The 25401-nt window shown below is 60.0% G+C and carries 26 protein-coding genes and 1 tRNA gene; 18 read left to right on the forward strand and 9 right to left on the reverse strand.

Annotated features, from left to right (window positions below; all coding sequences use genetic code 11):
* The first annotated feature begins 27 nt into the window (after positions 1-27).
* The 3 genes from C8D92_RS14905 (at position 28) to C8D92_RS15605 (ending at position 2349) form a co-directional block, all read left to right on the forward strand.
* Entirely contained in the window at positions 28-1104 is a 1077-nt protein-coding gene (locus C8D92_RS14905) for a GGDEF domain-containing protein (RefSeq protein ID WP_158222353.1), read from the forward strand.
* Between the two features lie 255 nt (positions 1105-1359).
* A complete protein-coding gene (locus C8D92_RS14910) occupies positions 1360-2040 on the forward strand; it encodes a fibronectin type III domain-containing protein (protein WP_095611104.1) in 681 nt (226 codons plus the stop codon).
* A gap of 51 nt (positions 2041-2091) precedes the next feature.
* Positions 2092-2349 (forward strand): hypothetical protein, encoded by a 258-nt coding sequence (locus tag C8D92_RS15605; protein WP_133243139.1) that lies wholly within the window; start codon positions 2092-2094, stop codon positions 2347-2349.
* Here C8D92_RS15605 and C8D92_RS14915 read toward each other — a convergent pair.
* From C8D92_RS14915 to C8D92_RS14930, 4 genes are all read right to left on the reverse strand, one after another.
* Complete coding sequence (locus C8D92_RS14915) at positions 2306-4906, reverse strand: CHASE2 domain-containing protein (protein WP_116919853.1); 2601 nt, start codon at positions 4904-4906, stop codon at positions 2306-2308. The genes C8D92_RS15605 and C8D92_RS14915 overlap by 44 nt on opposite strands.
* Before the next feature lie 39 nt (positions 4907-4945).
* A complete protein-coding gene (locus C8D92_RS14920; RefSeq protein ID WP_243402470.1) occupies positions 4946-6547 on the reverse strand; it encodes a FecR domain-containing protein in 1602 nt (533 codons plus the stop codon).
* A gap of 99 nt (positions 6548-6646) precedes the next feature.
* A complete protein-coding gene (locus tag C8D92_RS14925) occupies positions 6647-7381 on the reverse strand; it encodes a response regulator transcription factor (protein WP_095611106.1) in 735 nt (244 codons plus the stop codon).
* Positions 7382-7483: 102 nt separating this feature from the next.
* On the reverse strand, positions 7484-9655 hold the full coding sequence (locus tag C8D92_RS14930) for a DNA topoisomerase III (protein WP_116919854.1): 2172 nt from the start codon (positions 9653-9655) through the stop codon (positions 7484-7486).
* A 44-nt stretch (positions 9656-9699) separates the two neighbouring features.
* Between C8D92_RS14930 and C8D92_RS14935 the strand changes: the two genes are divergently transcribed.
* From C8D92_RS14935 to hepT, 4 genes are read left to right on the forward strand one after another with little or no spacing between them, the layout of a single operon-like run.
* The gene (locus C8D92_RS14935; protein ID WP_458132257.1) at positions 9700-10029 is read left to right on the forward strand and encodes a BolA family protein; all 330 of its coding nucleotides are present in this window, start codon (positions 9700-9702) and stop codon (positions 10027-10029) included.
* Between the two features lie 33 nt (positions 10030-10062).
* Positions 10063-10689: an L-threonylcarbamoyladenylate synthase gene (locus C8D92_RS14940; protein WP_116919855.1), complete on the forward strand. Its 627-nt coding sequence runs from the start codon at positions 10063-10065 to the stop codon at positions 10687-10689.
* 2 nt (positions 10690-10691) lie between these two features.
* On the forward strand, positions 10692-11081 hold the full coding sequence (gene mntA, locus C8D92_RS14945) for a type VII toxin-antitoxin system MntA family adenylyltransferase antitoxin (RefSeq protein ID WP_116919856.1): 390 nt from the start codon (positions 10692-10694) through the stop codon (positions 11079-11081).
* Positions 11066-11482: a type VII toxin-antitoxin system HepT family RNase toxin gene (hepT, locus tag C8D92_RS14950; RefSeq protein ID WP_116919857.1), complete on the forward strand. Its 417-nt coding sequence runs from the start codon at positions 11066-11068 to the stop codon at positions 11480-11482. The genes mntA and hepT overlap by 16 nt, the downstream gene beginning before the upstream one ends.
* Here the strand turns inward: hepT and C8D92_RS14955 are convergent.
* Positions 11466-12104, reverse strand: a complete 639-nt coding sequence (locus C8D92_RS14955) for a hypothetical protein (RefSeq protein WP_116919858.1) — start codon at positions 12102-12104, stop codon at positions 11466-11468. The two genes, hepT and C8D92_RS14955, sit on opposite strands and share 17 nt — an antisense overlap.
* Before the next feature lie 128 nt (positions 12105-12232).
* Positions 12233-12904: a TVP38/TMEM64 family protein gene (locus tag C8D92_RS14960; RefSeq protein WP_116919859.1), complete on the reverse strand. Its 672-nt coding sequence runs from the start codon at positions 12902-12904 to the stop codon at positions 12233-12235.
* A 223-nt stretch (positions 12905-13127) separates the two neighbouring features.
* Between C8D92_RS14960 and C8D92_RS14965 the strand changes: the two genes are divergently transcribed.
* The 5 genes from C8D92_RS14965 (at position 13128) to C8D92_RS14990 (ending at position 20184) form a co-directional block, all read left to right on the forward strand.
* A complete protein-coding gene (locus C8D92_RS14965; RefSeq protein WP_116919860.1) occupies positions 13128-15494 on the forward strand; it encodes a PqqD family peptide modification chaperone in 2367 nt (788 codons plus the stop codon).
* 82 nt (positions 15495-15576) lie between these two features.
* Positions 15577-15870, forward strand: a complete 294-nt coding sequence (locus C8D92_RS14970; RefSeq protein WP_116919861.1) for a hypothetical protein — start codon at positions 15577-15579, stop codon at positions 15868-15870.
* 389 nt (positions 15871-16259) lie between these two features.
* Positions 16260-16793 (forward strand): DinB family protein, encoded by a 534-nt coding sequence (locus C8D92_RS14975; protein ID WP_243402471.1) that lies wholly within the window; start codon positions 16260-16262, stop codon positions 16791-16793.
* Between the two features lie 431 nt (positions 16794-17224).
* Positions 17225-17914, forward strand: coding sequence for a cytochrome c peroxidase (locus C8D92_RS14985; protein WP_116919867.1), 690 nt, complete (start codon positions 17225-17227; stop codon positions 17912-17914).
* 236 nt (positions 17915-18150) lie between these two features.
* Positions 18151-20184, forward strand: a complete 2034-nt coding sequence (locus C8D92_RS14990; RefSeq protein WP_228151248.1) for a putative bifunctional diguanylate cyclase/phosphodiesterase — start codon at positions 18151-18153, stop codon at positions 20182-20184.
* A 12-nt stretch (positions 20185-20196) separates the two neighbouring features.
* Here C8D92_RS14990 and C8D92_RS14995 read toward each other — a convergent pair whose 3' ends face one another.
* Both C8D92_RS14995 and C8D92_RS15000 read right to left on the reverse strand, forming a co-directional pair.
* Positions 20197-20949, reverse strand: coding sequence for a YiiX/YebB-like N1pC/P60 family cysteine hydrolase (locus C8D92_RS14995; RefSeq protein ID WP_095611731.1), 753 nt, complete (start codon positions 20947-20949; stop codon positions 20197-20199).
* A gap of 72 nt (positions 20950-21021) precedes the next feature.
* Positions 21022-21432, reverse strand: coding sequence for a hypothetical protein (locus tag C8D92_RS15000; protein ID WP_095611732.1), 411 nt, complete (start codon positions 21430-21432; stop codon positions 21022-21024).
* A 401-nt stretch (positions 21433-21833) separates the two neighbouring features.
* On the opposite strand from C8D92_RS15000, the gene nrtS reads away from it, so the two are divergent.
* Together nrtS and C8D92_RS15015 are read left to right on the forward strand one after the other, a co-directional pair.
* Positions 21834-22139 (forward strand): nitrate/nitrite transporter NrtS, encoded by a 306-nt coding sequence (nrtS, locus tag C8D92_RS15010; protein ID WP_243402472.1) that lies wholly within the window; start codon positions 21834-21836, stop codon positions 22137-22139.
* Positions 22136-22552 (forward strand): glutaredoxin family protein, encoded by a 417-nt coding sequence (locus C8D92_RS15015; protein WP_243402473.1) that lies wholly within the window; start codon positions 22136-22138, stop codon positions 22550-22552. Before nrtS ends, C8D92_RS15015 begins: the two co-directional genes overlap by 4 nt.
* 81 nt (positions 22553-22633) lie before the next feature.
* Here C8D92_RS15015 and C8D92_RS15020 read toward each other — a convergent pair.
* Positions 22634-22710: transfer RNA gene (locus C8D92_RS15020), tRNA-Arg, on the reverse strand.
* 16 nt (positions 22711-22726) lie between these two features.
* Here C8D92_RS15020 and C8D92_RS15025 point away from each other — a divergent pair.
* The 4 genes from C8D92_RS15025 to C8D92_RS15040 all read left to right on the forward strand — a co-directional run bounded on the left by C8D92_RS15025 (position 22727) and on the right by C8D92_RS15040 (position 25227).
* Positions 22727-23596 (forward strand): TIGR04283 family arsenosugar biosynthesis glycosyltransferase, encoded by an 870-nt coding sequence (locus C8D92_RS15025; RefSeq protein ID WP_207775197.1) that lies wholly within the window; start codon positions 22727-22729, stop codon positions 23594-23596.
* A complete protein-coding gene (locus C8D92_RS15030; RefSeq protein ID WP_243402474.1) occupies positions 23571-24224 on the forward strand; it encodes a TIGR04282 family arsenosugar biosynthesis glycosyltransferase in 654 nt (217 codons plus the stop codon). The genes C8D92_RS15025 and C8D92_RS15030 overlap by 26 nt, the downstream gene beginning before the upstream one ends.
* A 492-nt stretch (positions 24225-24716) precedes the next feature.
* Entirely contained in the window at positions 24717-24971 is a 255-nt protein-coding gene (locus C8D92_RS15035; protein WP_095609582.1) for a type II toxin-antitoxin system Phd/YefM family antitoxin, read from the forward strand.
* Positions 24964-25227, forward strand: a complete 264-nt coding sequence (locus C8D92_RS15040; protein ID WP_116919864.1) for a Txe/YoeB family addiction module toxin — start codon at positions 24964-24966, stop codon at positions 25225-25227. The genes C8D92_RS15035 and C8D92_RS15040 overlap by 8 nt, the downstream gene beginning before the upstream one ends.
* Positions 25228-25401: the final 174 nt, after the last annotated feature.

Raw genomic sequence — 25401 nt, forward strand, 5'->3', positions numbered from 1 at the left:
GGACTCCTGAGGTTTCTGACACTGTCTATGTCCCACATGCCTGATTACTCAGCCGCGACACCCACCGATGACGCATCCGGCCCGCTGTCGGAGACCGCTCTGACGCTTGAAGAGCTGGTTTACCAGGCACGTCGCAATGAGGCGATTGCCAGGAAGCTTTTTGATATCGAAATCGACATGTTGCGTGCCACCAGCCTCTCCGGGTTTGTGGATCGGCTGACTGAGCGGGTCCGTGATCGATTTGACCTGACCGAGGTCTGGCTCGTGCTGACCGACATTGAGGACAACCAGCGTATCGAGGCCATGCTGGCTGAGCAGGGGGCTTTGTCCGAGCGTCTGCTGTTCAGCACGGTCGACTTTCTGCGCCTGACCGACAATCCTGATCAGCCACGCCTGGTCAATAACATGGATGAGATGCAACCGCTGGTGCCGGTTCACCTGCGGCGACGGGTGGGCTCCCTGGCCCTGCTGCCACTGGAGTTGGACGGACGGCTCTCCGGTGCGCTGGTTCTTGGCTCGGGGCAAGCCGATCGGTACTGCCCGGGGATGGAGGCGTTTTTCCTGGCACAACTGGGCATCAAGACGTCGGCCGGTCTCACCAGTATATGGGCCCGTGAACAGCTGCGTCACCTGGCCACGCGGGATCCCCTGACCGGATTGCCAAACCGGCGGGAGCTGGAGACGACGCTGGATCAGGAGCTGGGTCGTGTGAACCGTTACGGGCAGCCGATGGCCCTGCTGTTTATCGATCTGGACGACTTCAAGGCCGTGAATGATCGGTGGGGGCATGATGCCGGCGATGCCTGTCTTCGCCACGTGGCCATCTGCCTGCGGGAGCTGCTCCGTCGCGACGACCGCCTGTTCCGCTTTGCCGGCGATGAGTTCATCGTGTTGCTCCCAGGTCAGCGTCATGACGATGGGGATCGGATTGCCAGGCGGATGCAGGATGCGCTTGCCCGTCAGCCTTTGAGGTTGCCGGAAGACGACGTCGTCGTTCGGTTCAGTTTTGGTGTCTCAACCATCGAACCCGGTACCGCGTTGACCCCCGATGAGCTGATCCGGAAAGCTGATCGGCGCCTCTACCAGATGAAGACCTCCTCCTGACCGATCGCTCTGTCGATATTCCGTCGTCGTTCACGCCTGGCCACTCTGTTTTCACCGCTTCCCGCTTTTTCCACCCCGACTGTCACGCCTGTTTCAAACAGACATGCTTAGGTCGCTGTCTTGTCAGCGTTTTTTTCTGGCCCTCGATACGCCAATAAATTGACAAAAAAGTAAAAGAAAAATGACGTAAAACAAACCTCCTTTCCAAGTTCTGGGTAAAATTTCGTCAAATCGTCAAAGCATTGGTGGGTAAACATGTCTATTCGCGTCATTAACAAGTCACTGGCAGGGGTTGCCGCGATTTCCTTCGCTCTTCTCCTTGCCGGTTGTGGCGGGGGTGAGGCAACGGCCGATGAGGCGGTCACGGCATCAGCAGACAAGAGTGAGGTGTCGGACGGCAACGGGCCGGACCGCGGCAATGGGAATGATCTGTCCAGTAACGACGGTCAACGGGATGGTGCAAACAGCACAACGGACGACACTGCCAGCAACGGGGACGACAATGCCAGCGCTGGCGACGACTCGACGACCGGCAGCGGCGCCGGTGGCACGACGGACGACACCGCGTCGAACGATGACACGACAGGCGACACCGCGTCGAACGATGACACGACGGGTGACAGCGGTCGCGAACCGTCTGATGACACGGCCGACAATAATGATCAGGACGTCGACCGGACGGCAACGCTGAGCTGGACGGCGCCGGGCACCCGGGTCAACGGGGAAAAAATCCAACTGGCCGAGCTGCAGGAATACGAGATTGTCTACGGTCAGGATCCGGACGCGCTGGAACAGTCTGTGACGGTAGTGGCCGATGGCTCAATGAGCCACACCATTGAGGATCTCACGGACGGCGACTGGTACTTCGCCGTCCGCGTGATCGACCAGAACGGTCTGAGCAGTGATCTGTCCTCGGTGGTGAGCAAAACGATCTAAAGAGAGTGTGTGCCACGGAAAACACGGAGAGACACGGAAAAATGAGCGAGAGTGAATCCGCTGCCGTGTTCTTCCGTGTTTTCCGTGGCGAATTTACTGGTCCTGGAAGCCGTTTCTTTAGCCACGGAAGTACACGGAAAAACTGAAAAAAAGCAATCAAAGAACGGCCTCTCTCTTTTCAGCCCGCTCATTCTGTTCATTTTCTTTCTTCTTCCGCGCCCGAAGGGCGCTTTCCGTGCTTTCCGTGGCAAAAAAGCGTTCTTTCTCAAAGCACAGAAGGAAAGGGCGGTGCCGGAAGGCGGATGGTGAATGAGGAGCCTTCGCCCGGCGTTGATCGGACATCGATTTCCCCGTGGTGTTTATCGATGACGACCTTCACGAACGACAGCCCAAGACCGGCCCCATGGTTGCCGGCCAGTTCCGTGGTCTGCTGGCGGTGGAAGCGCTCGAACAGGAAAGGGAGTTCCTTGCGGTCGATGCCGGCGCCTTCGTCGGTGATGGTCAGGCTGGCCTGGTGGCCGGCACGGAAAGCCTGCAACGTGATGGTGCCGCCATCGGGGCTGTACTGAACGGCGTTGGTCAGCAGATTGATGATGGCCCGCTCCAGTAGCTCGGCATTCCCCTCCAGCCAGAGATCTTCCGAGTCGTTCAGCACCAGGCGGATGTTGCGGCTGGCTGCCTGTTCACTGACGCTGTCCCGAGCATTTTCAACCACCGACAGGAAGTCGAAGTCGTAGAAGCGGTCATCGGTCAACTGCTCAGCCCGCGCGAGTTGAACGAATTCTTCCGCCAGTTGGTAACTGCGGCGTGCCAAACGTCCGAGTTGATCCAGTTGTTCGGTGCCGATGGTCTCTGGGCGTCGTTTCATCTGCTCGATCAGGGCGAGCTGAGAGACCAGTGGCGACCGGACGTCATGGGAAATGAAGTCGATGGCCTGGCGATGCTGACGCTGCTGCTCCCGCATTTCAGAGATGTCGGCCACGCTGGCGATAATGCCGTGCTGGTGGGTCTGGGCCAGCGGAAACGGCGCCAGATGGATCAGCAGATCCCGTTCATACACCTGCAGGCCCAGCGTTCGGGTCTCCCGCAGGGTCAACACGTCGGCAATGGTTTCTTTCCAGTCCTCCTGGGCTTCCTCGTCGTGCAGGCCCAGGAGTCGCGCCAGAGGAAACCCTTCCAGCTCCGCGTGGCTTTGACCAAACCAGTGAACGACGTGGCCGTTAACGAGTTGGACGTTGCCGAGATCGTCTGTGACGATGATGCCATCCGGCATCCGCTCGAACCCCCTGGCAATCAGTTCACGCATGCCGGTCAGTGCCTGAAGGGCCTGGCGGACCTGATCGATGCGGGCCGAGATGGACTCCGTTGGCAGTGGCGCATCGGAGCGTGCCGGTTTCTGGAAAGGAGGCGCCACACCGACGCGTTGCAGGTAGCGCCGGCTGGCCTCTGAGTGGAACCCTTCCGGCAGACGCAGCCCCAGTTCGTACACGCGCCCGCCCTGTCGCCAGCGAATCCAGCTTTCGGGGCCGATGTGTGTCCAGTGGCCGTCGCTGAGCGCGCGGGGACGCGTGGTGCCGGCCATTCCGCGGGATTGGATGACTCGTCCGCCATGCGAAAGCCACCAGCCTTCGGCTCGCACGATTCGGATGAGGTCCTCCAGAAGTCGCTCCGGTGTCCGATGGGGCGCCTGGTTGAGTCTCAGTCCCGGATCCTGTCCAAGAAGGTCGAGTTGACGTTTCAGAAAGCGGTTCAGCATTTCCAGCCGGCGAGCGCTCCAGATCGGGAACGCCAGCCAGGCGACAGCGATTGGGCCGGCAGATGGTAGCCAGAGGTCCAGAAAGCGAAGGGCGATCACGGTCGTTAACAGGATGAGGGCCCCCGTCATCATAGCGAACCAGAAGCTCGTGACGGGTCGGAGTGCCGGCAGCAGGAGGCTCATCAGCGCGATAACGAGTAGGGCAAGTGTTGTTTCCAGGTAGTTGGGCGCAGGGCGGATCAACGCATCCTGCACGAGGGCTGACCAGGCATTGGCGTGGAAGGCGACGCCGGACATGGGGCTGGCGTGGCCGGACAGTGGTGTTGGTAGGACGTCGCCAAATCCCGGCGCGGTGGCGCCGATAAACACGACCTTGCCCCGGAACCGATTAGCGTCGATGTGACCTTCCAGTACATCGTGGTAGGAGGTTGTGGGCAGCCGTTCGGGCGACCCGGCGAACGGGACCCGAACGTAGTTCCGGCGGACATTGATGATCGGAGCGGTCCCCGGCTCTGCGACCGTGTCAGGCCATGCCTTGCCGTTACCAGACGCCCGGGCGGTGGCCAGTGACAGGGCGGGCCAGTAGGCCTGACCCATGCCACTGTACAGGTAGAGGCCGCGTGCGATGCCGTCGCCATCCAGCGTGACGTGGGCATGGCCCAGGGCGCTGGCCGCTCCGGTCAGTGCGGTCGTCGGAAGTTGTTCGGCCAGAGGGCGCCCGGCGGCGGGTGGATAAAGGTGAATGGGGAGCACAACGCGACCATGATCGCGCATTGCCTTCGCCAGGGCGTCATCACCGTTGGCCGGTTCGGAGAACAGAACGTCGAGGACAATGGTTCGTGCGCCGGCCTCATCAAGGCGTCTGATCAGTTCGGCATGTCGTTGGCGGGGCCAGGGCCAGCGTCCAAGGGCACTCAGGCTTGCCTCGTCAATCGTCACCAGCGCCAGATCCGCCGCGGGAGGTTGGGGGGCACTGAGTATCAGCGTGTCGTAGATCCAGTGGTTCAGTCGCTCCTGCCCGCCCGTCACATGCAACAGTAACAGGGCCAGAACGAGGGGAAGGGCCAGCTGGGTGCCGGTTTTTGCGCGTCGGAACCAGTCCTGGTTCATGGATCTCGCTTACGGGGCGGGATCATGCCGACTCCCGGTTCAGTTGACGAAAAGCTCTCGGGGCGATCCCCAGCGACCATTCTTATCGGCTGTGTCCGAGAGTGCCTGAAGCCGCACAAAATACCGCCTTCCCGGAATCAGGCGCAAGGCGGCCGTTGTATTGTCAATCTCGGCTTCACGGACAATATTATCGAAGCCGGGATCCTCGGCAAGCTGCATTCGATAGCCATCCGCCCCGTCGATTGCTTCCCAGAAAATCCGGACCTGACTATCGATATAATTGACGTTAATGATAGCGGTTGGAGGCAGTGTCCCTTCAATCGTGAATGTCCGCGATTCGGAGGTCGCCTCGGAGTCGCCGCCAGCACGGGTTACGACGCGCCAGTAATACTGATCCGGTGCCAGGGGTTTGCTGGGAATAGCTCGCGCATCTGGTGCCCATTCGCTGGTTGCGATGCTTCCGGTGAAGTCACTGTTTCGTGCGATCTCTATGCGACCGATCTCATTGGTGCCCTGGTAAGCCCATTGAAAGGATGGCATGTCGTCTTTCAGCGAGGCGCCATCTGCGGGCGACGACAGTCGAGCCGATAGGGCCTTCTGTTCGACGGTCACTGTCTCCTGCCACGGCTCTCCGGCGATCCCGTTGTCCGTTAATGCGGCCACGCGAATGCGATAACGGCCATTGTCGAGGTTTTTCAGAGCGGTCTGAGGCTCTTCGACGGTCCTGCGGTCGATCCAGGCTTGGCTTTGCTCATTGAAAATATCGACCTGAAAACGGTCGTCGGGAGCCGATCCCTGCCACTTCACTGTGGCGGGCAGCGACTCGATGACGTTTGGTATCGGGCTTCCTTCCGGTTGAGGAGGCAGCGGCCGGATATCCACTGGGTCGCGAGTCTGGCCGCCGCTGATCGCGCCATAGCCGGCAGGCACCATTTCGGCTTCACCTGGTGGTCCGAAAGCAACAGAGCCCGCCGTCACCTGGAGTCGGGTATGTCCGTTCAGCGCCTGAAGGCGGAAATCAGTGCCGCGTACTGCCGCGACAGCGGAGGGCGTGTGGACCTCAAAACGGGACCCTTCAGTCTCCATTGGCTGCACTTCGGTCTCAAGGGATCCCTGACGGAGGCGCAACCGGGTATCGACCATCGCCGTTTTGCGGTACCGCGTCAGGCGGTTGAACGTCATTTGGCTGTGTGGGCCGAGGCGAACCACAGAGCCATCGGCCAGCTGAATCACCACGAACCCTGTCAGTGTCCGTATTTCGTCTCCACTGTACAGTTGTTGCTGAGGTTTCAGGGGCCGTTGGCGATCGTGGCGAGGACTGACATGGTGTGCCGTGCCATTGACGGCGACGGCGACGGCCGGTTCCGGTCGTTCCTCAAGCCAGCTCAGAGGAATGTTGAGCGTATCGCCAGCCTGCAGTTTGTTGGCTTTGGTCAGCCCGTTCACGCGCATCAGGTCACGGACCGAGTGCTGAGAAGACAGCACCCGACGCGCCACGGCCTGCACCGTGTCATCCGGTCGCAGGGTGTAAGTCCACTCCGGTTGGGGCGAGGATGATTGCGATCCGCTCTCAGCCGCGACCGCAGAGCCCTGCGTGACAGACAGTTCCGCCATCGCCGTCAGACTGATGAACAGCGCCATGACCGCCAAGGCTGGTTGAATAGCGGACCAGCGGGGTCTTTGGGATGTGAGGCGCACAGTGCGGCGTTGGGCGTTCATCATAGCCGTTATGGGTCGTGGTCAGCCTGCTGAGGGAATGGAATCGGCGTCGGTGTGCGTGTTTTCAGGGGCGTTCTGCATGGCCTCCAGCCGGTACCCCCGCTGATAGATGGTCTTGATCCGGAAGCCGTTCTCGGGCTTGATACCCAGCCGGCGGCGCAGACGGCTCATGTGCGTGTCGACGGTCCGGGTGTTGATGTCGTTGGTCATGCCCCAGACGCGCTCGAGAAGCATTTCCCGCGTCAGCAGACGGCCCTGATTCTGGAACAGGAACAGGGTCAGGTCGAAATCCTTATCGGTCAGAACCAGTTCTTCCTCGTGAAGGTGAATGGTCCGGCTGCGGATATCGATCTGGAACGGGCCATACTGCAGTGTGGCTTTCTGGCTGTCCGGCTGACTCCGGCGTGCCAGTGCCCCGATGCGCGCCAGCAGTTCGGCCGGCCGGGCCGGCTTGGCCAGGTAATCATCGGCGCCGGCGTCCAGTGCCTTGACCACGTCTTCCTCACTGTCGCGTTGCGTCAGGAACACCACGGGAATCGGCCAGTCCATCTGGGTGCGGACATTCCGCAGCACGTCGATCCCGGACATGTCGGGAATCTGCCAGTCGAGAATCAGAAGGTCGTAGCTGCGATGGGTAACCGCACTGAGAAAGGCCTGCCCGGTTTCAAAGCTGTCGCATTGATACGACCGTTCAGCAAGCAGGTTCTGGATGTTCTGTGCCTGTTCCAGTTCATCTTCCAGCAGCGCGATGCGCATGGCGATCCCTCATGGTTGATAGCTTCCAAGGCGTACCAGCCCTCAATCCTATTCTGACAAATTCGCGCGGGCCGGTCAGTGTGTTTGTGTTACCGGCAATGATCAGGTGTTCCCCGACGGCAGCGCGGAGGTGGCCGGTTTCCCGTCCCGGTCCTCTACCGTTTGTCGGCAGCCCGGGAACTGACTACAGCCCCAGAACCACCCTTTTTTGCCCTGACGCCGGACTAAGGGGGAGTAACAGGCCGGGCAGGGGACCGGCGCCTGGTCCGTGCCGTCTGTGGCCGCCACGTCCGATGCCTCGATCGGTCGGGTGCCGCGACAGTCCGGGTAGCGTGTACAGGCCCAGAAGCGGCCGTAACGGCTCTCCCGTTCGCACATCGGGGCCCGGCAGCGCGGGCAGTGAATCCCGCTGCCGGGATCGGCGGTGGGAGCAGGACCACCCCCCTGCTGCAATGGTGCGATCAGCGCCCGGATATGGGTCTCCAGCTCGCCGAGGAACTGGCGTGGGTCACCGTTGCCCTGCCGGATCTGCTCCAGGGTGGCTTCCCACTGGGCGGTCATATCCGGTTTTGCCATGGTGTCCGGCAACGCGTCGATGAGGTTCATTCCCTTGTCGGTTGCCCGGATGGCGCGCCCATCGCGGTAGAGGTAATCGCGCTGGAAAAGGGTCTCAATGATCGCCGCGCGGGTGGCTTCGGTGCCAAGGCCGTCGGTTTCTCTCAGCGTCCTGCGCTGTTCGGCATCCTCCACGAACCGGGCGATATGGGTCATGGCCGAGAGCAGTGTGGCATCGGTGAAGTGACGCGGTGGTGTGGTCTCGCGGTCGCGGATGCCGGTGTCGGTGATCTGTACGGCATCGCCTGTCTCCAGCCGGGGCAGCGGCGGGCGACGGGAACCAGGCGACTCACTCTCGCGGCTCCGCGGTTCCAGCTGCTTCCAGCCCGGTGCCACCACGCCGGTCTCGGTGGCGCGAAAATCGTGGCCCTCGACGGCCAGATCCAGCCTTCCTTCCCGATGGGTCGCGGGCGGGAAGAACTGCATCAGGTAATAGCGGGCGACGAGCTGGTAGACCTGTTGTTCCCGGCGGGACAGGGGACCGGCTGGCCGCTGTCGGGTCGTCGGGATAATGGCGTGGTGGGCGTCGACCTGCTGATCGTCCCAGGCCCGCGAGCGGCGGCTGGTGTCCATGGACTCGGTGTCGCTGGATAACTCCGGGGCCACAGCGGTGATGGCGTCGGTCACCCGAAGCCGTTCCATGAAATGCCCCTCTGGCAGGTATCGGCAGTCCGAACGCGGGTAGGTAATCAGTTGGTGTTTTTCGTACAGGGACTGGGCCGTGTCCAGCGTGTCGCGGGCGCTCAGGCCAAACAGGCGCCCGGCTTCGATCTGCAGGACGGACAGAGAGAGGGGCAGGGGCGGCGCCTCCTCCCGCTCGCGGAACCGCGCATTGGTAATGGTGCCCGTCTGTCCCTGGACCTCGCCGGCAATGGTTTCAGCGATCGAGCGGTCCAGCAATCGCCCTTCCTCGTCCAGACTCGTCTCGTGGCGTTCGCCGGCCTGCCACCGTGCTATGAAGTGGCTGTTGTCGGAGGTATCTGGCCGGGCCTGAACGGTCAGTGAGTAGAAGGGCCGGGGGGTAAAGTGGGCAATGGTCCGGTCCCGCTGCACGACGAGTCCCAGAACCGGCGTCTGTACGCGCCCCACGGAGTAAACACCCTGTTCCCCCTGTTGTTGATAGCGCAGTGTGTAGGCCCGGGTCAGATTGATGCCATAAAGCCAGTCGGCTCTCTGCCGGGCGAGGGCGGAGTGGGAGAGGCGCCGGAACTGGCGGTTGTCCCGGGTGTCGGCAAGCGCGCGTTGCACAGCGTCCGGTGTCAGGTCGTTGATCAGGACACGATCGACCGGAATCCGTACCTGGCAGTAGCGGAGCACCTCATCGACCAGCAACTGCCCCTCACGATCCGGGTCGCCGGCGTGGACCAGCGAGTCGGCCTTGGCAATCAGCGACTGTAGGATCGCGAGCTGGTCACGAACCGATTCTCTGGGGCTGGCTTTCCAGCTTTCAGGGATTATCGGCAGTGTCTGAAGGCGCCAGCGCTGCCACTCGGGGTGGTACTCGCCCGGTTCCGCCGGTGAGAGCAGATGGCCAACGCACCACGAGACACACACGCCATCGTCGCACTCCAGCCAGCCCTGGCGACGTTTTGGCCGCCCCGGCAGTGCCGCGGCGATCGCTCGGGCCAGACTGGGTTTTTCCGCAATATAGAGGCGCATGTACAATCGACTGGAAAGGGTTCACGAATTGGAGACCGATCATTATGCCTGAAGTCACGATGCCGGTTCAGCAGTCCATCGAATCGCGTCTCGCCAACGCCTTCCCCGGGGATCATCTCGTCGTGGAGAATGAGAGCCATCGCCACAATGTGCCGCCCAACTCCGAAACGCATTTCAAGGTGACGCTGGTCTCGCCAGCTTTTGAAGGGCGCAACCGGGTCAAGCGTCACCAGGCCATCTATAGTGAGTTGAGTGCCGAACTTCAGGGCGGCGTCCACGCTCTGGCGTTGCATCTGTATACGCCGGACGAGTGGCAGGCCCGTCAGCAACAGTCGCCGGACTCCCCGAACTGCCTGGGCGGTAACGGCAAATAATCACGCACACCGGCTCAAGCAGGAGGCGTCCCTATGAGTCAATTCTTCCAGATTCACCCGGTCACGCCCCAGCCCCGGTTGATCAAACAGGCGGTGGACATTCTCCGCAGGGGCGGTGTGGTGGTGTATCCCACCGACTCGGCCTATGCCATCGGCTGTCAGCTTGAGGATAAGAAGGCGGCCGAACGGATCAAGTGGATCCGGGAACTGGATGACAAGCACAACTTCACGCTGGTCTGCCGGGATCTGTCCGACATTGGCACCTATGCGAAAGTGGACAATACCCAGTACCGGTTGCTGAAGAACTTCACGCCCGGCCCCTACACCTTCATCCTGCATGCGACCAACGAAGTGCCACGTCGGCTGCTGCATCCCAAGCGCCGCACCATTGGACTGCGGGTGCCGGAAAATCCCATCGTCGACGCGCTGCTGGCGGAACTGGGCGAGCCGATCATGAGCTCCACGCTGATCATGCCCGACGATGAGGACCCCATGGTGGAGCCCGAAGACATCCGCGAGCGGCTTGAGCATCATGTGGATCTGATCATTGACGGCGGCAACTGCGGCCTGGAGGCGACGACCGTGGTGAACTTCTGCGGGGATGTTCCCGAGGTGACCCGGGTCGGCAAGGGCGATCCGGGTCCGTTTCAGTTGGAGTGACGATGACGACGAACGAGTCGATACAGGCCGCTCTGTCGGTGGAGCCAGCGATCAAGCTGGCGATTGTGTTTGGTTCCGTTGCCGAATCCCGTGAGCGGCCGGACAGTGATCTTGATATTGCCGTGGAAGCCAGTCGCCCTCTTTCGGCGGAGCAGAAAAGCGCGCTGCTCGGAGCGCTGGCGGATTGTTGCGGTCGCCCCGTTGATCTGATTGATCTGAGGACGGTGGGCGAACCGCTGCTGAACCGTATTCTGACGACGGGCGAACAAATCATGGGAACACGCTCGGACTTTGCCCGGCTCGTTCACCGCAACCTGATGGAGCAGGCGGATTTCGTGCCGATCCAACAACGAATGATACGCGAAAGGCTGGATCAATGGATGAACAGTTAGTGGGGCAAAAGCTGGATTCGCTCCGGCGCTGCCTCAGGAGAATCGAAAGCTGGCTTCCTGAGACGGCAAACGAGTTGGCGGAGAACGTTGATGCTCAGGACATCATTTCACTCAATCTGACCCGGGCCATTCAGTTGTGTGTCGATCTGGCGGCCCACTACCTCGTTGACGACGCGCGTCGCCCGGTTCCCCAGACGATGGGGCAAACCTTCCAGTTGCTGGCGGAAGAGGGTCTGATCAAGCAGTCGCTTGCAGACAACCTGACCCGGGCTGTCGGATTCCGCAATATCATGATCCACGACTACGAGCGCGTGAACTGGGCCATTGTCCATGCGCTCTGCACTGAGAGGTTGCCGGACTTCAAGGACTACGCGAAGGTGCTTTTCAGGCATTCAGACTGAACGCGTAATCCGAGCGGTTGCCGGCCGCTTCAAACTGCTCCGACCCCACGGCCCGCCGGACGTTGTCGTACCGGTGGGCCAGATCCTGCAATCCATTGAACTGGTCGTTTTCGCTGACAATCTGGTCCAGCACCGGATTGCTGACCCCGTAGGCTTCGTTGAGCTTCATGGCTGTGTCGACAAACGACAGTGTCGGCTCGTTGACGCTGAGCCGCCCGAACGCCTCCCGGAATGGCCGATTGTTGTTCAGGTCTCTCTCGATCTGCTGGCGGGTGTTCTCCGGCATCAGGGCCTTCAGGGACAGACTCCCGCCGTCCTGCTTTTCCACATTCAGCCGCGTTGCCGGGTTGAGGTCATACTCGGCAAGTTTGTGCCGCAACGTATCCCGCACGAAGGCGTGATCCTGCCCAACGCTGGACTTGTACTGTTCGACTGAAAGCTGCGGTCCACGCCGCGATGGGGCACCGCCGCCGATGGTGACGCTGTCGTCCCCGGCATCAATCCGCCGGGGCTCTGGCGTGGTCTCAGCCGCTTCCGGGCGAGCCTCGCGGGCCTGGGCCTGTCGTCCCGTGGTCTGTTGAAACGCCGTTCCGGCGCCGATCAAAGAGGTCAGGAGAGACATGGCAATTGGTTTCCTTCCGGCAACGAAAATTCGTCGTTCAGGAAAAGGAAAGCAAGGTTTGGGCCCGTTTCGTGAATCCGATTAAGGCATTAACCAGACTTGTCGGCCCCCTTTGCGACACCCTGGCGTTATTGATGGAGATGCAGCCAGCGGGCAAGCCGCGAATCCGGATGCCGGCTGAACGACCAGGGCAACCACACCATAACGGCCAGCACAGCCAGTGCCGCCACGACCGTCAAAACCGGGCTCAGTCTGAAAGTGTTCCCCAGTCCTGCAAACACCAGGGTCATTGGCAGCATGCCGATGGTGGTGGCAACGATAAAGCGCCAGGTATGGAGCGCCGTAACGCCCGCGGCATAACTGATGAGGGCGAAGGAAAAAACAGGGATCAGACGAGTCAAAAGGATGGCAATGGTGAGAAAGCGCTGTGAGCCATCCCTCGCAAGAACTGGGTTGTCCGGGAAGCGCCCGCAGATCGCTTCCCGGCCAAGGAATCGGGCAATCCAGAAGGCCACCAGAGCGCCACCAGCGGCACCCGTCGCAGCAATGGCGGTTCCCGGGACAATGCCAAAGGCCAGTCCGGCGGTGGCACTGACAGGGAGTGTGGGGATGGGGCCGACAACCACCGCGATCAGCATCAGCAGCATCAGCAGTAACGGACCGGCAGCCCCCTGACTTTGCAGCCAGGCCGCGAGCGAATCCGGAGACAGGTTTGCGGGCATCCCCAATACGCGTAACAGCCACCAGGACACGGCGATCGCACCCAGCACCACAAGAACAACCGCAATTCTCGAAGCCATCACATTGCCCTATCGGTTGGCATTAACCCGATACAGTCTGTCACGAACGTCAATGATTTGAGAGGTGCTGTGCATCAGCCGCTTCTCCTTCCGATGATTCGCCAAACCGCTCGAACTGTCCTGTAACAGTTCCGCATCTCTCGTGTCAGTGACTATGACAGAAGGTGGAACAGTGGCCTTTCGAGAAGACCTGACGGGTAAGCGGAAACGGAGAGCGTGAACGATGACTCGATACTACTGGACGGGCGGCAACCGATCCCATGAGCAGGATCGGTTCTTTGAGGAATCCCTTGATCCATCCCTCTGGCAAAAGGCCGAGGGCCCGGAACAATGGGATGCCTGCTGGTACACCGGAATGCCCGATCCGGAGTATTTCAGTGGGGTTGGTCCGGGTCGGACGATCAATCACATACCTGGGAACAACGCCCTGACGGTGAAAAGCCGCCTTTACCAGAGCCTTATGAGCTTGCGTGATCGGGTCCAGCGTCAGGAGAAGGGCAGTCACCACCTGAGTGATCGTCTGACGTTTGTACCGCAGGTTTTCGCCATGCCCGCGGATTATAATGCATTCCAGGAGGCCGCGCTCGCCAATCCAGAGAAACGCTGGATACTCAAGCCCAAGAATGCGGCTCGCGGTAAGGGCATTCAGTTGGTCGATGATCCGGCCGATGTGCCTGTGGATTCATCCTGGATGGTTCAGGAGTATCTGGAAAATCCGCATACCATGCATGGCAGGAAGTATGTCCTGCGGCTCTATGTGCTCGTTTCCTCCGTCTCCCCGTTCCGGGTTTACCTGTATCGCCAGGGTTTCGCCAAGCTGGCGTCCATGCCTTATGACGAAGAAAACGCGAACAATCCCTATAGCTATCTCACGAACCCCGATGTCAACGCGCTGAATCTGGATGCCGAAGTGCCCGTGGAATTCGTGGACTTCGAGCGTTACCGGGCCTGGCTCCGTGAGCAGGGCCACGATGATGACGCCCTGTTTGCCCGCATCGAGGACATGGTTGCCCTGACGTGTCTGTCCGCCCTTGAGCCCATGCGCGAGCGTTCCAGGGTCGTCGGAGCCGATACCCGGGGCTGTTATGAGCTCATGGGAATCGACTGCCTCATTGATCAGGATCTCAAGCCCTGGGTGCTGGAATGCAATCTCAGCCCGTCACTTGAAGTCTGCGCCGGGCCGGAGAGCGGTGGTGATGTTGAGGAAGGTATAAAAGGCTCGATCGTTGCGGACATGGTGGAAATGTTGGGGCTGAATCGCCCTCCGGCAGGCGACACCAATGCGTCAGGCGCGGAGCAGGTTGTCCGCGAAACCCAGGATGAAATCGCCAACAGCGGTGGCTTCAGAAACCTGATTCCGGGAAGCGACCCATTCTCCTACCTGCCATTTATGGCCTTACCCCGTCTGTCCGACTGGGTGGTGGCACAAGCGCTCTGCGATAAGCCTCTCAAACAGCCATGCCTGGAGCGCTGGTGTGCAGAGGAAACATTCAGCGAAGACCAGGTTTACCTTTACGACACTGGCCTGGGCCATCTGAGCAGCCTGAACGAGACGGCGTCGCTGATCTGGCTGATGGCCACCGAGGGCGCCGGCCCCGATGACATTGCTTCAGCGCTGGTGGATTCCGCGGCCAAAAGCATGCCGACCGCCCCGGATGCATGGGCCATTCGCAACGACGTCTGGAACACCCTGGCGGACTGGGTCAACAACCGCTTTCTGATTCAGTCGGATGGGCAACCGACCGATCAGGGGCCATCGGAATCCGGGCAGTCTTCGCTCCCTAACGCCGCCACGGTGATGTCGATGGTGGTCTCCTGTGGCCGTTTCCGAGCCCGTTTTCTGGCTGACAGTGCACCGTTGGTCCACCGGATTGGCAAGTTGCTCGAACCGATGACACGGCCCGATGAGGCACCGAACGACTCACTGCCAAGACTGGAGGTGGTTCGTGACACACCGGGTTTCACACTGATTCTGGAGGGGCAGGTGATTCGCTCCCGCTTGCCGTTGGCTGAGGTTGTTCCGGCCATTGTCCGCTGTTTTGCAACGCAAGCCGCCACTCACGGCGACATTGCCATGGATGCCGGTCTTATCGGTGATTCCGGTGATGAAGCGGTTCTGGTCAGCCATTCAGACTCGTCGTTGCGCGATTCTCTGACCCTGGGGCTGCATGAGCAATGGGGAGTTCCGTGCGGGCGCGGCGCACTCCTGAAAGCCACTTCAGGAGGTGTTGTGGAAGGCCTTGGCCTTCCTTTGCAGGGCAGTGATCGGACCGAGTCGTTCCGCCCAGCGCACTCCGGCATAACGGGGGCGGCCGGTCGGACAACGGCTGTGCTCGTGCCGAGTGAAGCCGCTCTTGGAGACGGCGGCATCCAGGCTCTGACGGTGAATGAGAGCCTTAAACACCTTTTACCGGTCTGCTGTGCCGAAAACGGTCGACCACTGGACACCGACGAGTTCGCCAGGCTCGCGGATTGGCTTGAGGAAAGACAGTGCTTCCTCGTGAACATGAATCATCTTGAGGCCGCTGCGGCGACATTATCAGGCAAGTGTTTTGAACAGACACTGCAGAAGGCATCCGGGGGCCGCTGAGCATCGCGTTCTGCGACCCGGAGCGTAGAAGTGCCTGGCCTGTGGGGCCTGGCAGTCATTTGACCACCAAGGAGGACATGTGATGTCCAGACGAACACAGAAGCAGAAGTTACTCGGCAAGCTCGCACGGGGTATGGCCTATACCGGCCCAATGGTCGCCGCTGTGATGGGTGCCTCGGCGTTCAGCGCGTCTGCGTCTGTCGCTGACGCCGACTCGGATTATCTGATGCTCGCGGCCGGTGAGGCGGAAGCCGAAGCTGAAGCCGGACATAGTGGCTACGGCGAAGCAGAAGGAGAGGCTGAAGGAGAAGCTGAAGGAGAAGCTGAAGGAGAAGGAGAAGCTGAAGGAGAAGGCGAGGCCGAAGCCGAAGGCTGAGCCAGTGCCTGTTGGGCACCAGTGAGTCTGGTGCCTAGTGTCTCGTCTGGTTAATTCGCTGACTTACTGCGTGCCTCTGACGGTTCTGGGCAAGGCGTCAGTCCGCAGGCGGGGTCACTCCCCGTCAAGGGCTGACAACGCCGCTTCAGAGCCGTCAGCGGCGCGCCCTTCGGGAGCCCTTGAAAGGTCTGATAGCCGCGTTGCGCTGACTCGATTTGGAACCACCAAACCGTCGCCATCGCGCCTTGCTCTCAGACCTTTCAATGGCTCAGTAAGTCAGCGAATTAACCAGACGAGACACTAGCGGCCATTTTTAACGATTTCGTGAGTGATGGACCAGCGAGACTTGGGTGGATGCCATGAATCAAACGCGCCCTGGGAAAAACGATATGTTGAATGACATTGTTGAAGAGAATGCCCATGCCATTGGGCAGCTTATCGAGCTGCTGACGCATTTGCCCAATAATCTGTACCGGCAGAGTTTCGGGCAGCGCGGGCGGCATGCGATTGGTAAGCATGTCCGGCACATTATCGATCACTACAGCGCCCTTCTTTCCGCCACAGCGTCCCCGAAGGGGCTGCTTGACTATGAAAATCGAGACCGGGATCAGTCATTGGAAACCGATTGTCGCGCTGGGGCCAATCAGCTGTCAGCAATCCTTCACTCGCTGCGCCGCCGGTTCGTGGAACACGACTCAGCAGAGCTTGCCATGTTGCACACGAGCGACGAACAGGGGCAGGTCATTGCGACCAGTGTGGACCGTGAGTTGGTGTTTCTGGCCAGTCATACCATTCATCACATGGCGATCATCGGCATGTTGGCGGAACAGGCCGGGGTGGAAATCAGCGACGAGTTTGGTGTTCACCCCTCTACGTTACGCCACTTGCAAAGGCAGCAACGTCCGATGGCTCGAAGTGCCTGAGATATGTGCACTCTGAGCTGGCAGTACTCAACAACCGGGCTGGACCTGGTTTTTAACAGGGACGAGTCACTTTGCCGCCCGGAGGCCTTGCCACCGGTCATGGAGTGTCGCGGCGGTATTAACACAGTGATGCCAAAAGATCCGGTCGGTGGCGGCACCTGGATTGCTGCGAACGATCACGGTGTCATTTTCGCGCTGCGGAACAACGATCAAACAAGGGTGACCCGGCAGTGTCGCTATTGCCATGAAACGCAAAGGTCGGGCCACGGTCAGCCTGACTCATATCCGCCTAACGCAGGCGAAGCTGACTGTCAGGTACTGGCCGGGTCACCCGGAAACACATCAATGCGCGGCAGGGGTGTCCGTGCTTGGAAGGTCTGCGTGACAGACCCGAACCCCAGAAAATGACAATACAACCGGAGGTTGCACAAATGTCGACAAATGACAAACGGAAACGGCTGTTAAGCAAACTTTCCAGAAACCTGATGGTGTCCGTTCCGGTCATGTCGGTGGTCGCCGTTACCGGGTTTAATACCGGTCTCGGTCCGGCATCTGGATGGATTCCCGAGGCGGCTGCCGCACAGGGTGAGGCGGAAGCGTCCGGGGAAGGAGAGGCCGAGGGTTATCCGGAGGGCGAAGCTGAGGGTAAAGCCGAGGGAGAAGCAGAGGCCGAAGCAGAAGGCGAGGCCGAAGGTGAAGCAGAAGGTGAAGCAGAAGGGGAGGCTGAAGGCGAAGCCGAGGGCGGCGGCTCAAAGGCAAAGCGCCGGGAATTGGTGAGCCGACCTGATAATTATCAGCCGTATCAGGGTAATGTCGCGGATCTGAGAGAGAAAGGGAAGCAGCTCTTCAACGATAAAAACCTGTCGTCGAACGGGCTGGCCTGTGCCACGTGCCACGTCAATGGTGCCGGTTACAACGCGACGTTCACAGAAGAATACCCGCATGAAGTGGCCATGGGTAAGCGAGACTTCGGCATGGACATGGTCTATCTGGATGAAATGGTCCAGATCTGCATGGTCGCGCCGATGGCGACAGAACCCCTTGAATGGAGTTCGGAGGAATTGGCTGCACTGACGGAGTACGCCCGGATGCAACAGCAGGAGTACATCGACGACCGCTGACCGGATTTGCCCCAAACGGTGCGTCCTCGGAAAAGGGTGGGGCTTCGCCCCACCTTTTTTTGTAATGTTGTTGTCTGCCGGGTGTCCCCCGGTATACAAGCAAAAAGTGGCGGGACGGTATGAAATCGATCGGAGGACTTAAAGCGGATGCGCCGGTTGAGGGAATAACCGGAAACGGTCAACCGTTTGCTAAGCGATCATTTTTTGACTGGGCCAGGCAGCTGGCAGGCTGCCGGTTGTGTCGCAATCTGACGGCCGCGGCCTTTCTGGCCATTCTGGTCATTGAGATCGCCATTCTCATTCCGTCGTACCGTAATTACGAAGAGGATTTGCTACGTCATCAGGTCGATGTGGCCCGTCAGGCGGTCACGACCTTTGTGCAGAGTGCCGAGGGCCAGGAGATCACGAAATCTGATCTTGAATCACTCGTCGCCAGTAGTCCGCTGACCGGTATCTCGCTGTGGCGGGACGGCATAAGCTATGAGGCGGGTGAGGTCGTTGATGTTCCCCATCCGGCTGCAGGCCTGCTTCGGTTAGCGCCCAGAACAGCCGAGGGAATGATCGACCTGTCCTGGAGTGACGACCCGACACTTGGCGCGTATCAGGCCGTCGCCCGGGTGGATGTCGGTCATGTGGATTCCGAGCTGGTGGCGTTTGTGTTCCGAATTCTCGGGCTGTCCCTCCTGATCGCTGTCTTTGTGACGGTAGTGACCATGTTCGTCGTGGACCGGATGATGCTCTCGCCGCTTCTCAAACTGCGTGACCGCATCGCGCGCGCCGGCGACGATGCCGAGAACCCTCTAAGGTATCTGACGCCCGCCGGGCGCTGTGATGAGTTTGGTGAAGTGGAGAGCGCGTTCAATAGTACCCTGAAACAGAATGCCTCCTACCTGTCCCGTTTGCAGACTCTCAACAAGGAACTGGACCGGCTGCTTGATGATCGCACCCGGACCCTCCGAGAAACCGAACAGGAGCTGGAAACACGGACCCTTTATGACCAGCTGACGGGACTGGCGAACCGGAATCTTTTTGAAGAACAACTGGATCGTTATTTTTGGGAAGTGTCTCGGGAAGAGGGGCGAAAGGAGGCACTTCTGGTTCTCGGTCTGAACGACTTTCAGGCGCTCAATGGTCTGGCGGGGCACGAGATCGGCGACCATGTGTTACAGGAAATCGCCCGCCGGGTTGCCCGTTTCAGTCCGGATCATGGTCACGTGGCCCGGCTGGGCGGCGATGTCTTCGGATTGCTGGTGAAGCCTCAGGGGCGAATTGCTTCCGAGAGTATGGACGCCTGGATCTCGGTGATTATTGAAGCCTGTGAAGAGCCTGTACAGGTCGGGCAGGCCCAGTACGAGTGTGAGGTCTGCGCCGGTGTCGCCGTGCCCGTCCTGGACGCTAACGATGCTCGGACATTGCTCAGTGACGCGGAAATCGCCATGCACCGGGCGAAAAAATCCCCGAACCGAAAGGTGGAATTCTTCACCCCGGAGTTCGGCGACCAGATCCATCACAGACATGAGCTGATACGACGCCTGAAATCGGCGATCGAGAATCGGCATCTGCAGCTGCATTATCAGGGGCAGTTCGATCGTCTGAGGCGCTGCGCCGGCTACGAAGCGCTTCTGCGCTGGCATGATCCGGTGCTTGGACCGGTGTCACCCGCCGAGTTCATCCCACTGGCGGAGGAAACCGGGCTGATTGTCGGTATTGGCGACTGGGTTCTTGAGGAATCGGTGGCCACATTAAGGCAATGGGTTGACCAGGGTTTTACGGGGCGGATGGCGATCAATGTGTCCGCATTGCAGTTGCACGACGAGGGGTTCGCCGACCGCATCGCCCATCAGTTGGCGTACTTCGGCGTGAGTGCCGACCAGCTTGAACTGGAAATCACTGAAACGGCGTTGATGGCGGATGTTGAGCGGGCCATGGCCACCCTGAACCGTTTCCGGGAGCTGGGTCTTGCGCTGGCCGTGGACGATTTCGGTACGGGCTATTCGTCGCTGGCCTATCTCAAGGCACTCCCGGTTTCGCGGATCAAGATTGACCGAACGTTCGTGACGGGGCTGCCTGAGAACGCACAGGATGCGGCCTTGTGCAGAACCATCATCTCCATGGCCCATAGCATGGGGTGCGATGTGATTGCCGAGGGTGTTGAGACAGAGGATCAGGCGAGCTGGTTGGCCCTTGCCGGCAGTGACGAAATGCAGGGGTTCCTGCTGGACCGCCCGGAGCCGGGAGGATTCTTGGCTGGTCAGAATGATGGTGGTTGATGAACCAACCGCTTAATCCACCCAACGGAGTTGCCGGAAGTCGAATCCCTGCGCCAGCGTGGGTTTGATCACCTCGAAGTAGGGGGACGCATCGAAGTCCCGGGGAGTGAACAGGGAATGGTGCCGAACCTGAAACGACGCCCGTTGCCAGGTCCCGGCGATCGCGCTATCACTCGGTTCGTCCAGCTGGACGGGCAGAATCGGATACCGAATGCTCTGAAAGCCCTGCGCTATAAAGGTGGAGCAGATGGCCCGCGAGGGGTCGCCACTGCCCAGAGCCAGCATGGATCGTCGGTAACGGGTCGGCACCGGCGGTGTCGGACAGAGGTAGCGGGCCAGGTCCCACACGTTTTTCAGGTCGTACTGATGCCCGAGTCGGCTTTTGGAGTAAGTGGTCAGCGTTGCGATATCTTCCTCACTGAGCCCGAGAGGCCGACAGATACGGGTATGATTGTTTCGGTAGAACGATAATGGCAGTGAACGGATGCCGGCCTCCAGATCCGCTTCGACCAGTACATGGGACTCGCCGCTTTCGCCGGTTTCCAGCCCCGCATCGGGACCGAGGTAAAGTGCCGCATGCGACCAGGTGGATTGGGTCAGATATTTGATCGCGGTACTGATTCTCGTATCGCCTTCCACCAGTAGGACGTCGCCGGGCTTGATGGTGGCCTGTATGGCCTCCCAGGTCGAGGTACGGACGGAATGGCACTGGATCTGTTTGGAGAGGTAGGCGACCAGGCGCCTCGAAAGCCATCTCAGGAACATCACGGACTCCGGTCGTGTGTCTGGTGTCATTGAAAGTACCGACACACGACTGGGAGCTGTGTTACAGATCGATCAGACGCTTGCCGACACCGGTTTACGGGACAGGATCAGGGTATCGTAGTCCCGGAGCAGAAACAGGGCGGCACAGGCGGCAAGCATCGGCCAGGCGGCGAAAAACAGAAGGTTGTCGAAGGGCTGGAGATATTTTCCGAAGGCCGACAGTGTGGATACGGCATGGAAGATCAGGATTGCGCCATAGGTCCAGGTTTTCAGAACCCCTGCCACAAACGCCAGAACGAGGAGTAGTTGGGCAGCACCGATGAGATAAAAAACGGTTTCACCGAGGTTCCCAAGGCCGTAGAAGGCGCTGAAGACCTTCGCAGCATGTTCCGGCTGAATCAGCTTGTCCAGAGTCCAGACCAGGAAGACGACAAAGATACCGAGACGAAGCAGCAATAGAGCGAGCGGTAATTGTTTGGGCATTCAGTTCTCCTTGAGGTCGTTTTTGAGTGATCGCTCTACGGACAAGCCGCCCCGATCATAGTTCCTGGTTCGGAAGGTCGTGGTGGTTTCCATTAGTGTGACGTCAGAGGCAGGGAGCTTCGGTGAGGTGTTGAAACTGGTCAAAAAGGAAATGGCCTGGCGCCCCTCTGGTGGTGGCGACTTTGTTAACGCCTGAAATGGCGCTTAAATCGTTGGGAAAAGAGCTGGACGCTGTTTTCCCGGGCCAGCGAATTGGTTTCCCTGGTGGCGGGCAAGCCGTTGACATCCTTCTTGTTCGCCCCGACGATCTTAAAACAGCTGAGACGGAACGCGCCTTTCAGTGGTTCCTTCAGTAACGACATTCTGGTTTCGAGGCTCTGATGGCATTGTCGAGGAGATTGTTGGCGCCGATCCGCCGCTGTGGAGAAGCCTGCCAGCTTGCGGTCGGTCACGGCACGCCCTGGCGAGCGGTAAAGCTCGCGGCGGTCGTGGGCACGCTTCTGACGGTGATTAATCAATGGGAAGCGATCACCACTGATACGCCGATAAACTGGCTCAAAGTCGTGCTGACGTATTGCGTACCATACCTCGTGTCGACCTATACCAGTGTGAGCAAGGACTTGCACTTGCGCCGGGAGGCGCAGGCGGTCGAACTGGTGGTATACGAGGAGAACCGGGACGCCGGAGTGCGGCAGGGGTGGGAATGACGATGTCCCGTCTCACAGCAGAACAGGCAGCCGTACTTTTTTCCGGTAAGTCGACACGCAGGCTGGCCTTCGTCCCAGTCCTCATGGCTTTGCTGGGGATGCTGGCCAGCAGTCCGCAGGCTGTCGAAGCCAATGATCAGAGCAGCAACGCGAAATCATCGCGTGTCGTTCTGTTCTCCCAGCCGTTCTGCCCCGGTTGCATGGCTGCCAAGACGTATTTCCGCGACCACCATATTGCCTACCTTGAGTTCGACATCACAGCCTCCCAGCGGGCGCGGAGGACGTTTGAGCGGCTCGGCGGTAAGGGGACACCATTTCTCGTTATTGGTGGTCAACGGATAAACGGCTTCTCCCGCCCGATCGTTAGGCAGCGGCTGAAAGCACTTGGGATTGCCGTGAATAAAATGGAATAAACCGTCCTCTGTGACGGCGGCTGTTGCCAGCGGATCGGGTGGTCTGAGCGTCAGAACAACCAGAGTGGAGAGTTCAGGAGGTGGTACCCCCGGCAGGACTTGAACCTGCGACCTATCGCTTAGGAGGCGATTGCTCTATCCAGCTGAGCTACGGGGGCATCACGGCGAAGGCGCATGATACCGGCCCCGGATAAGCGGCTCAACCGGAACGGCGGTGCTTTGCGAATCGGACGCATCCTGATACCGTTTCGTCTGACCCCAAGCCCTGATCGTTTCCTGGAGAAGCAGCCTGTGGCCCTCCCGCTCCACGCGTCCATCATTATACCGGTTCTCAATGAATCGGCCGGGATTGAGGCCGCTCTGCGTGCGTTATCGTCCTGGCGCGACAGCGGTCATGAGGTCATTGTCGTGGATGGCGGCAGTACGGACGATACGGTTGAGAAGGCCAGGCCGCTGAGTGACCGCGTGCTGGTGGAGTCTCCGGGAAGATCGCATCAGATGAACGCCGGGGCATCCATTGCCGGCGGCGAAGTGCTGATCTTTCTCCATGCCGATACCCGCCTGCCTGATGATGCGTTGGCACAGTTGGAGCGATTTGTTGGCAGCCTGGCGGTCTGGGGGCGGTTTGATGTGCGCCTTAGCGGCCGCCGACCGCTGTACCGGGTCATCGCGGCCTTCATGAACGGGCGGTCCCGGCTGACGGGGATTGCCACCGGCGATCAGGCTCTGTTTGTCCGCCGTGCGGTCTTCGACGAAGTCGGCGGCTTTGAGTCCATCCCGCTGATGGAGGATGTGTCGTTCAGTCAGCGGCTCCTGCCATACTCCCGCCCTTATTGCATCGGCTCCCCCGTCGTGACGGACAGTCGTCGATGGGAAAAGCACGGCGCCTGGCGGACCATCCTGACCATGTGGCGCTTACGATGGCGATACTGGCGCGGTGACGATCCCGCGAAGCTGGTGGCGCAATACTACCCAGGCCAGGCCGTATCCCCGAAACCGGAACCGACCACCGTCTCTCATGCCAAAACCAATCCCGATCTCTGATCCGGCGAACCTCCTGCTGGTGCAATTCGCCAAGTGGCCTGAAAAAGGGCGTGTCAAAACACGACTGGCCGCTCAGCTTGGCGAAAAAGGGGCACTCAATGCCCATATTCAGCTCACCATGGCCGTGCTGCGAGAGCTGGTGCGTAGTGGCTGCCCGGTCCGCTTTCTGTGGGACCGCCCGCTGACGACACCGCCGGCCTCAGCGGCACCCATCGAAGTGGCCATCGCCCGGGAGAGCGTCCAGCAGGGTATCCAACAGGGCAGGGACCTGGGGGCACGCATGGCGAATGCGCTCCGTGATGGGCTGGCGGAGGGGTATGGGAAAGCCATCATCGTCGGCAGTGACTGCCCCTCGGTGGACGCCAGCTACCTGGCGCAGGCGGAATCCGCACTGACGCAGTCCGACGTCGTACTTGGGCCCTCGGATGACGGTGGCTTCGTGCTCATCGGCGCAACGCGAACCGCCACCGGCATGCTCGATGGCATCGAGTGGGGGACGGACCGGGCCCTGGCACAGACCGTCGAACAGCTGAAAATCGTCGGGCTCTCTGTCGTCACCCTTGAACCGCGATGGGATGTGGACGAGCTGGCGGACTGGGAGCGGTTCCGGCAGGAACGAACGCTCTGAGAGAACGGCAACCGCCCTTCGGGCGGAAAAAGAAGGTTTGAAGGTTTTAAAGTTTGAAGGTCTGAAAGAGGGCATTTGTAGCCGATGTCTCCGACTTCGGAGTCGTCCGAAGGACGACCACTGATCTCCCGACAACATGGCCCGCTAATGTAGGAGCGAGCTTGCTCGCGACCCGATACACCGACGCGTCCCTGGATCGCACCTGAATCCGTCGCTTGCAGGCAAGCTCCTACAACTGCTGCCCCGGGCCGTTCCCGGGAATCCGGCAGCCTTTCAGGCTGCTCCGAAGTCGGAGACATCGGCTACGGTTGAATACCTTCCGACTTTAAAACCTTCAGACCTTAAAACATTAAAACCGTCATTTCCGCCCTTCCGCGTTCTTCCGCGGCGAACTCATCCTGTTTAGTTGTCTTGATACCTGTCCATTTACCTGTACATGTGGGAGGTGGTCGGGATACACTACCCTGGCACGATCAACACGCCGGAGGCGCTATGAAAATCATCTCCTTCACTGAAGCCCGCAACGGCTTGAAGGCCGTGCTCGATGGTGTCGTGAATGACGCAGACAGCACGGTGATCACCCGCCGCGACGCGGAAGACGCTGTGGTCATGTCGTTGGATCAGTACAACAGCCTCATGGAAACCGTCCATCTGCTGCGGTCCCCGGCCAACGCCGATCACCTGTCCCGCTCGATTGCCCAGTACCGGGCGGGTCATGTCAGCGAGCACAAGGTAGCGGATGAGTGAACGATTGATCTGCTGGACGGATGAATCCTGGCAGGACTACCTCTACTGGCAGGGCCAGGACAAAAAAACGCTGAAACGTATCAATCGTCTGATTGAAGACACCAAACGATCGCCTTTCGAAGGGATCGGAAAGCCCGAACCACTGAAGGAAAACCTGGCGGGTTTCTGGTCGCGGCGCATCGACGACACGAACCGACTGGTTTACGCCGCCGACGACCATGCCATCACCGTGATTTCCTGCCGGTATCATTACTGACGGTAATGGGGCCGCTGAATCCGCGGAAGGACGCGGAAATGACAACAGAAGAGACATTTGCCACGGAGTCCACGGAAGGACATATATGGTCTCCTCCCCGTTTGCCAAGGCACAGAGGTTGATGAGGGACAGGTTGCTGCCATATATCCGGCCTGTTGATGAGGCGGCCTTGCC

It is taken from the genome of Tamilnaduibacter salinus (assembly GCF_003096655.1).
Classification (GTDB): Bacteria; Pseudomonadota; Gammaproteobacteria; order Pseudomonadales; family Oleiphilaceae; genus Tamilnaduibacter; species Tamilnaduibacter salinus.

Coding starts and splice junctions, on each gene's coding strand:
- hepT (WP_116919857.1), top strand. CDS start 11,066: ATGGATGAACAGTTAGTGGGGCAAAAGCTGGATTCGCTCCGGCGCTGC.
- C8D92_RS15040 (WP_116919864.1), top strand. CDS start 24,964: ATGAGTGAACGATTGATCTGCTGGACGGATGAATCCTGGCAGGACTAC.
- C8D92_RS15000 (WP_095611732.1), bottom strand. CDS start 21,432: ATGCCCAAACAATTACCGCTCGCTCTATTGCTGCTTCGTCTCGGTATC.
- C8D92_RS14925 (WP_095611106.1), bottom strand. CDS start 7,381: ATGCGCATCGCGCTGCTGGAAGATGAACTGGAACAGGCACAGAACATC.
- C8D92_RS15025 (WP_207775197.1), top strand. CDS start 22,727: ATGATACCGGCCCCGGATAAGCGGCTCAACCGGAACGGCGGTGCTTTG.
- C8D92_RS14935 (WP_458132257.1), top strand. CDS start 9,700: ATGCCTGAAGTCACGATGCCGGTTCAGCAGTCCATCGAATCGCGTCTC.
- C8D92_RS14955 (WP_116919858.1), bottom strand. CDS start 12,104: ATGTCTCTCCTGACCTCTTTGATCGGCGCCGGAACGGCGTTTCAACAG.
- C8D92_RS15015 (WP_243402473.1), top strand. CDS start 22,136: ATGACGATGTCCCGTCTCACAGCAGAACAGGCAGCCGTACTTTTTTCC.
- C8D92_RS14920 (WP_243402470.1), bottom strand. CDS start 6,547: ATGGCGCTGTTCATCAGTCTGACGGCGATGGCGGAACTGTCTGTCACG.
- mntA (WP_116919856.1), top strand. CDS start 10,692: ATGACGACGAACGAGTCGATACAGGCCGCTCTGTCGGTGGAGCCAGCG.
- C8D92_RS14965 (WP_116919860.1), top strand. CDS start 13,128: ATGACTCGATACTACTGGACGGGCGGCAACCGATCCCATGAGCAGGAT.
- C8D92_RS14970 (WP_116919861.1), top strand. CDS start 15,577: ATGTCCAGACGAACACAGAAGCAGAAGTTACTCGGCAAGCTCGCACGG.
- C8D92_RS14960 (WP_116919859.1), bottom strand. CDS start 12,904: ATGGCTTCGAGAATTGCGGTTGTTCTTGTGGTGCTGGGTGCGATCGCC.
- C8D92_RS15030 (WP_243402474.1), top strand. CDS start 23,571: ATGCCAAAACCAATCCCGATCTCTGATCCGGCGAACCTCCTGCTGGTG.
- C8D92_RS14940 (WP_116919855.1), top strand. CDS start 10,063: ATGAGTCAATTCTTCCAGATTCACCCGGTCACGCCCCAGCCCCGGTTG.
- C8D92_RS14905 (WP_158222353.1), top strand. CDS start 28: ATGTCCCACATGCCTGATTACTCAGCCGCGACACCCACCGATGACGCA.
- C8D92_RS14975 (WP_243402471.1), top strand. CDS start 16,260: ATGTTGAATGACATTGTTGAAGAGAATGCCCATGCCATTGGGCAGCTT.
- C8D92_RS14995 (WP_095611731.1), bottom strand. CDS start 20,949: ATGTTCCTGAGATGGCTTTCGAGGCGCCTGGTCGCCTACCTCTCCAAA.
- C8D92_RS14915 (WP_116919853.1), bottom strand. CDS start 4,906: ATGAACCAGGACTGGTTCCGACGCGCAAAAACCGGCACCCAGCTGGCC.
- C8D92_RS14985 (WP_116919867.1), top strand. CDS start 17,225: ATGTCGACAAATGACAAACGGAAACGGCTGTTAAGCAAACTTTCCAGA.
- C8D92_RS14930 (WP_116919854.1), bottom strand. CDS start 9,655: ATGCGCCTCTATATTGCGGAAAAACCCAGTCTGGCCCGAGCGATCGCC.
- C8D92_RS15035 (WP_095609582.1), top strand. CDS start 24,717: ATGAAAATCATCTCCTTCACTGAAGCCCGCAACGGCTTGAAGGCCGTG.
- C8D92_RS14910 (WP_095611104.1), top strand. CDS start 1,360: ATGTCTATTCGCGTCATTAACAAGTCACTGGCAGGGGTTGCCGCGATT.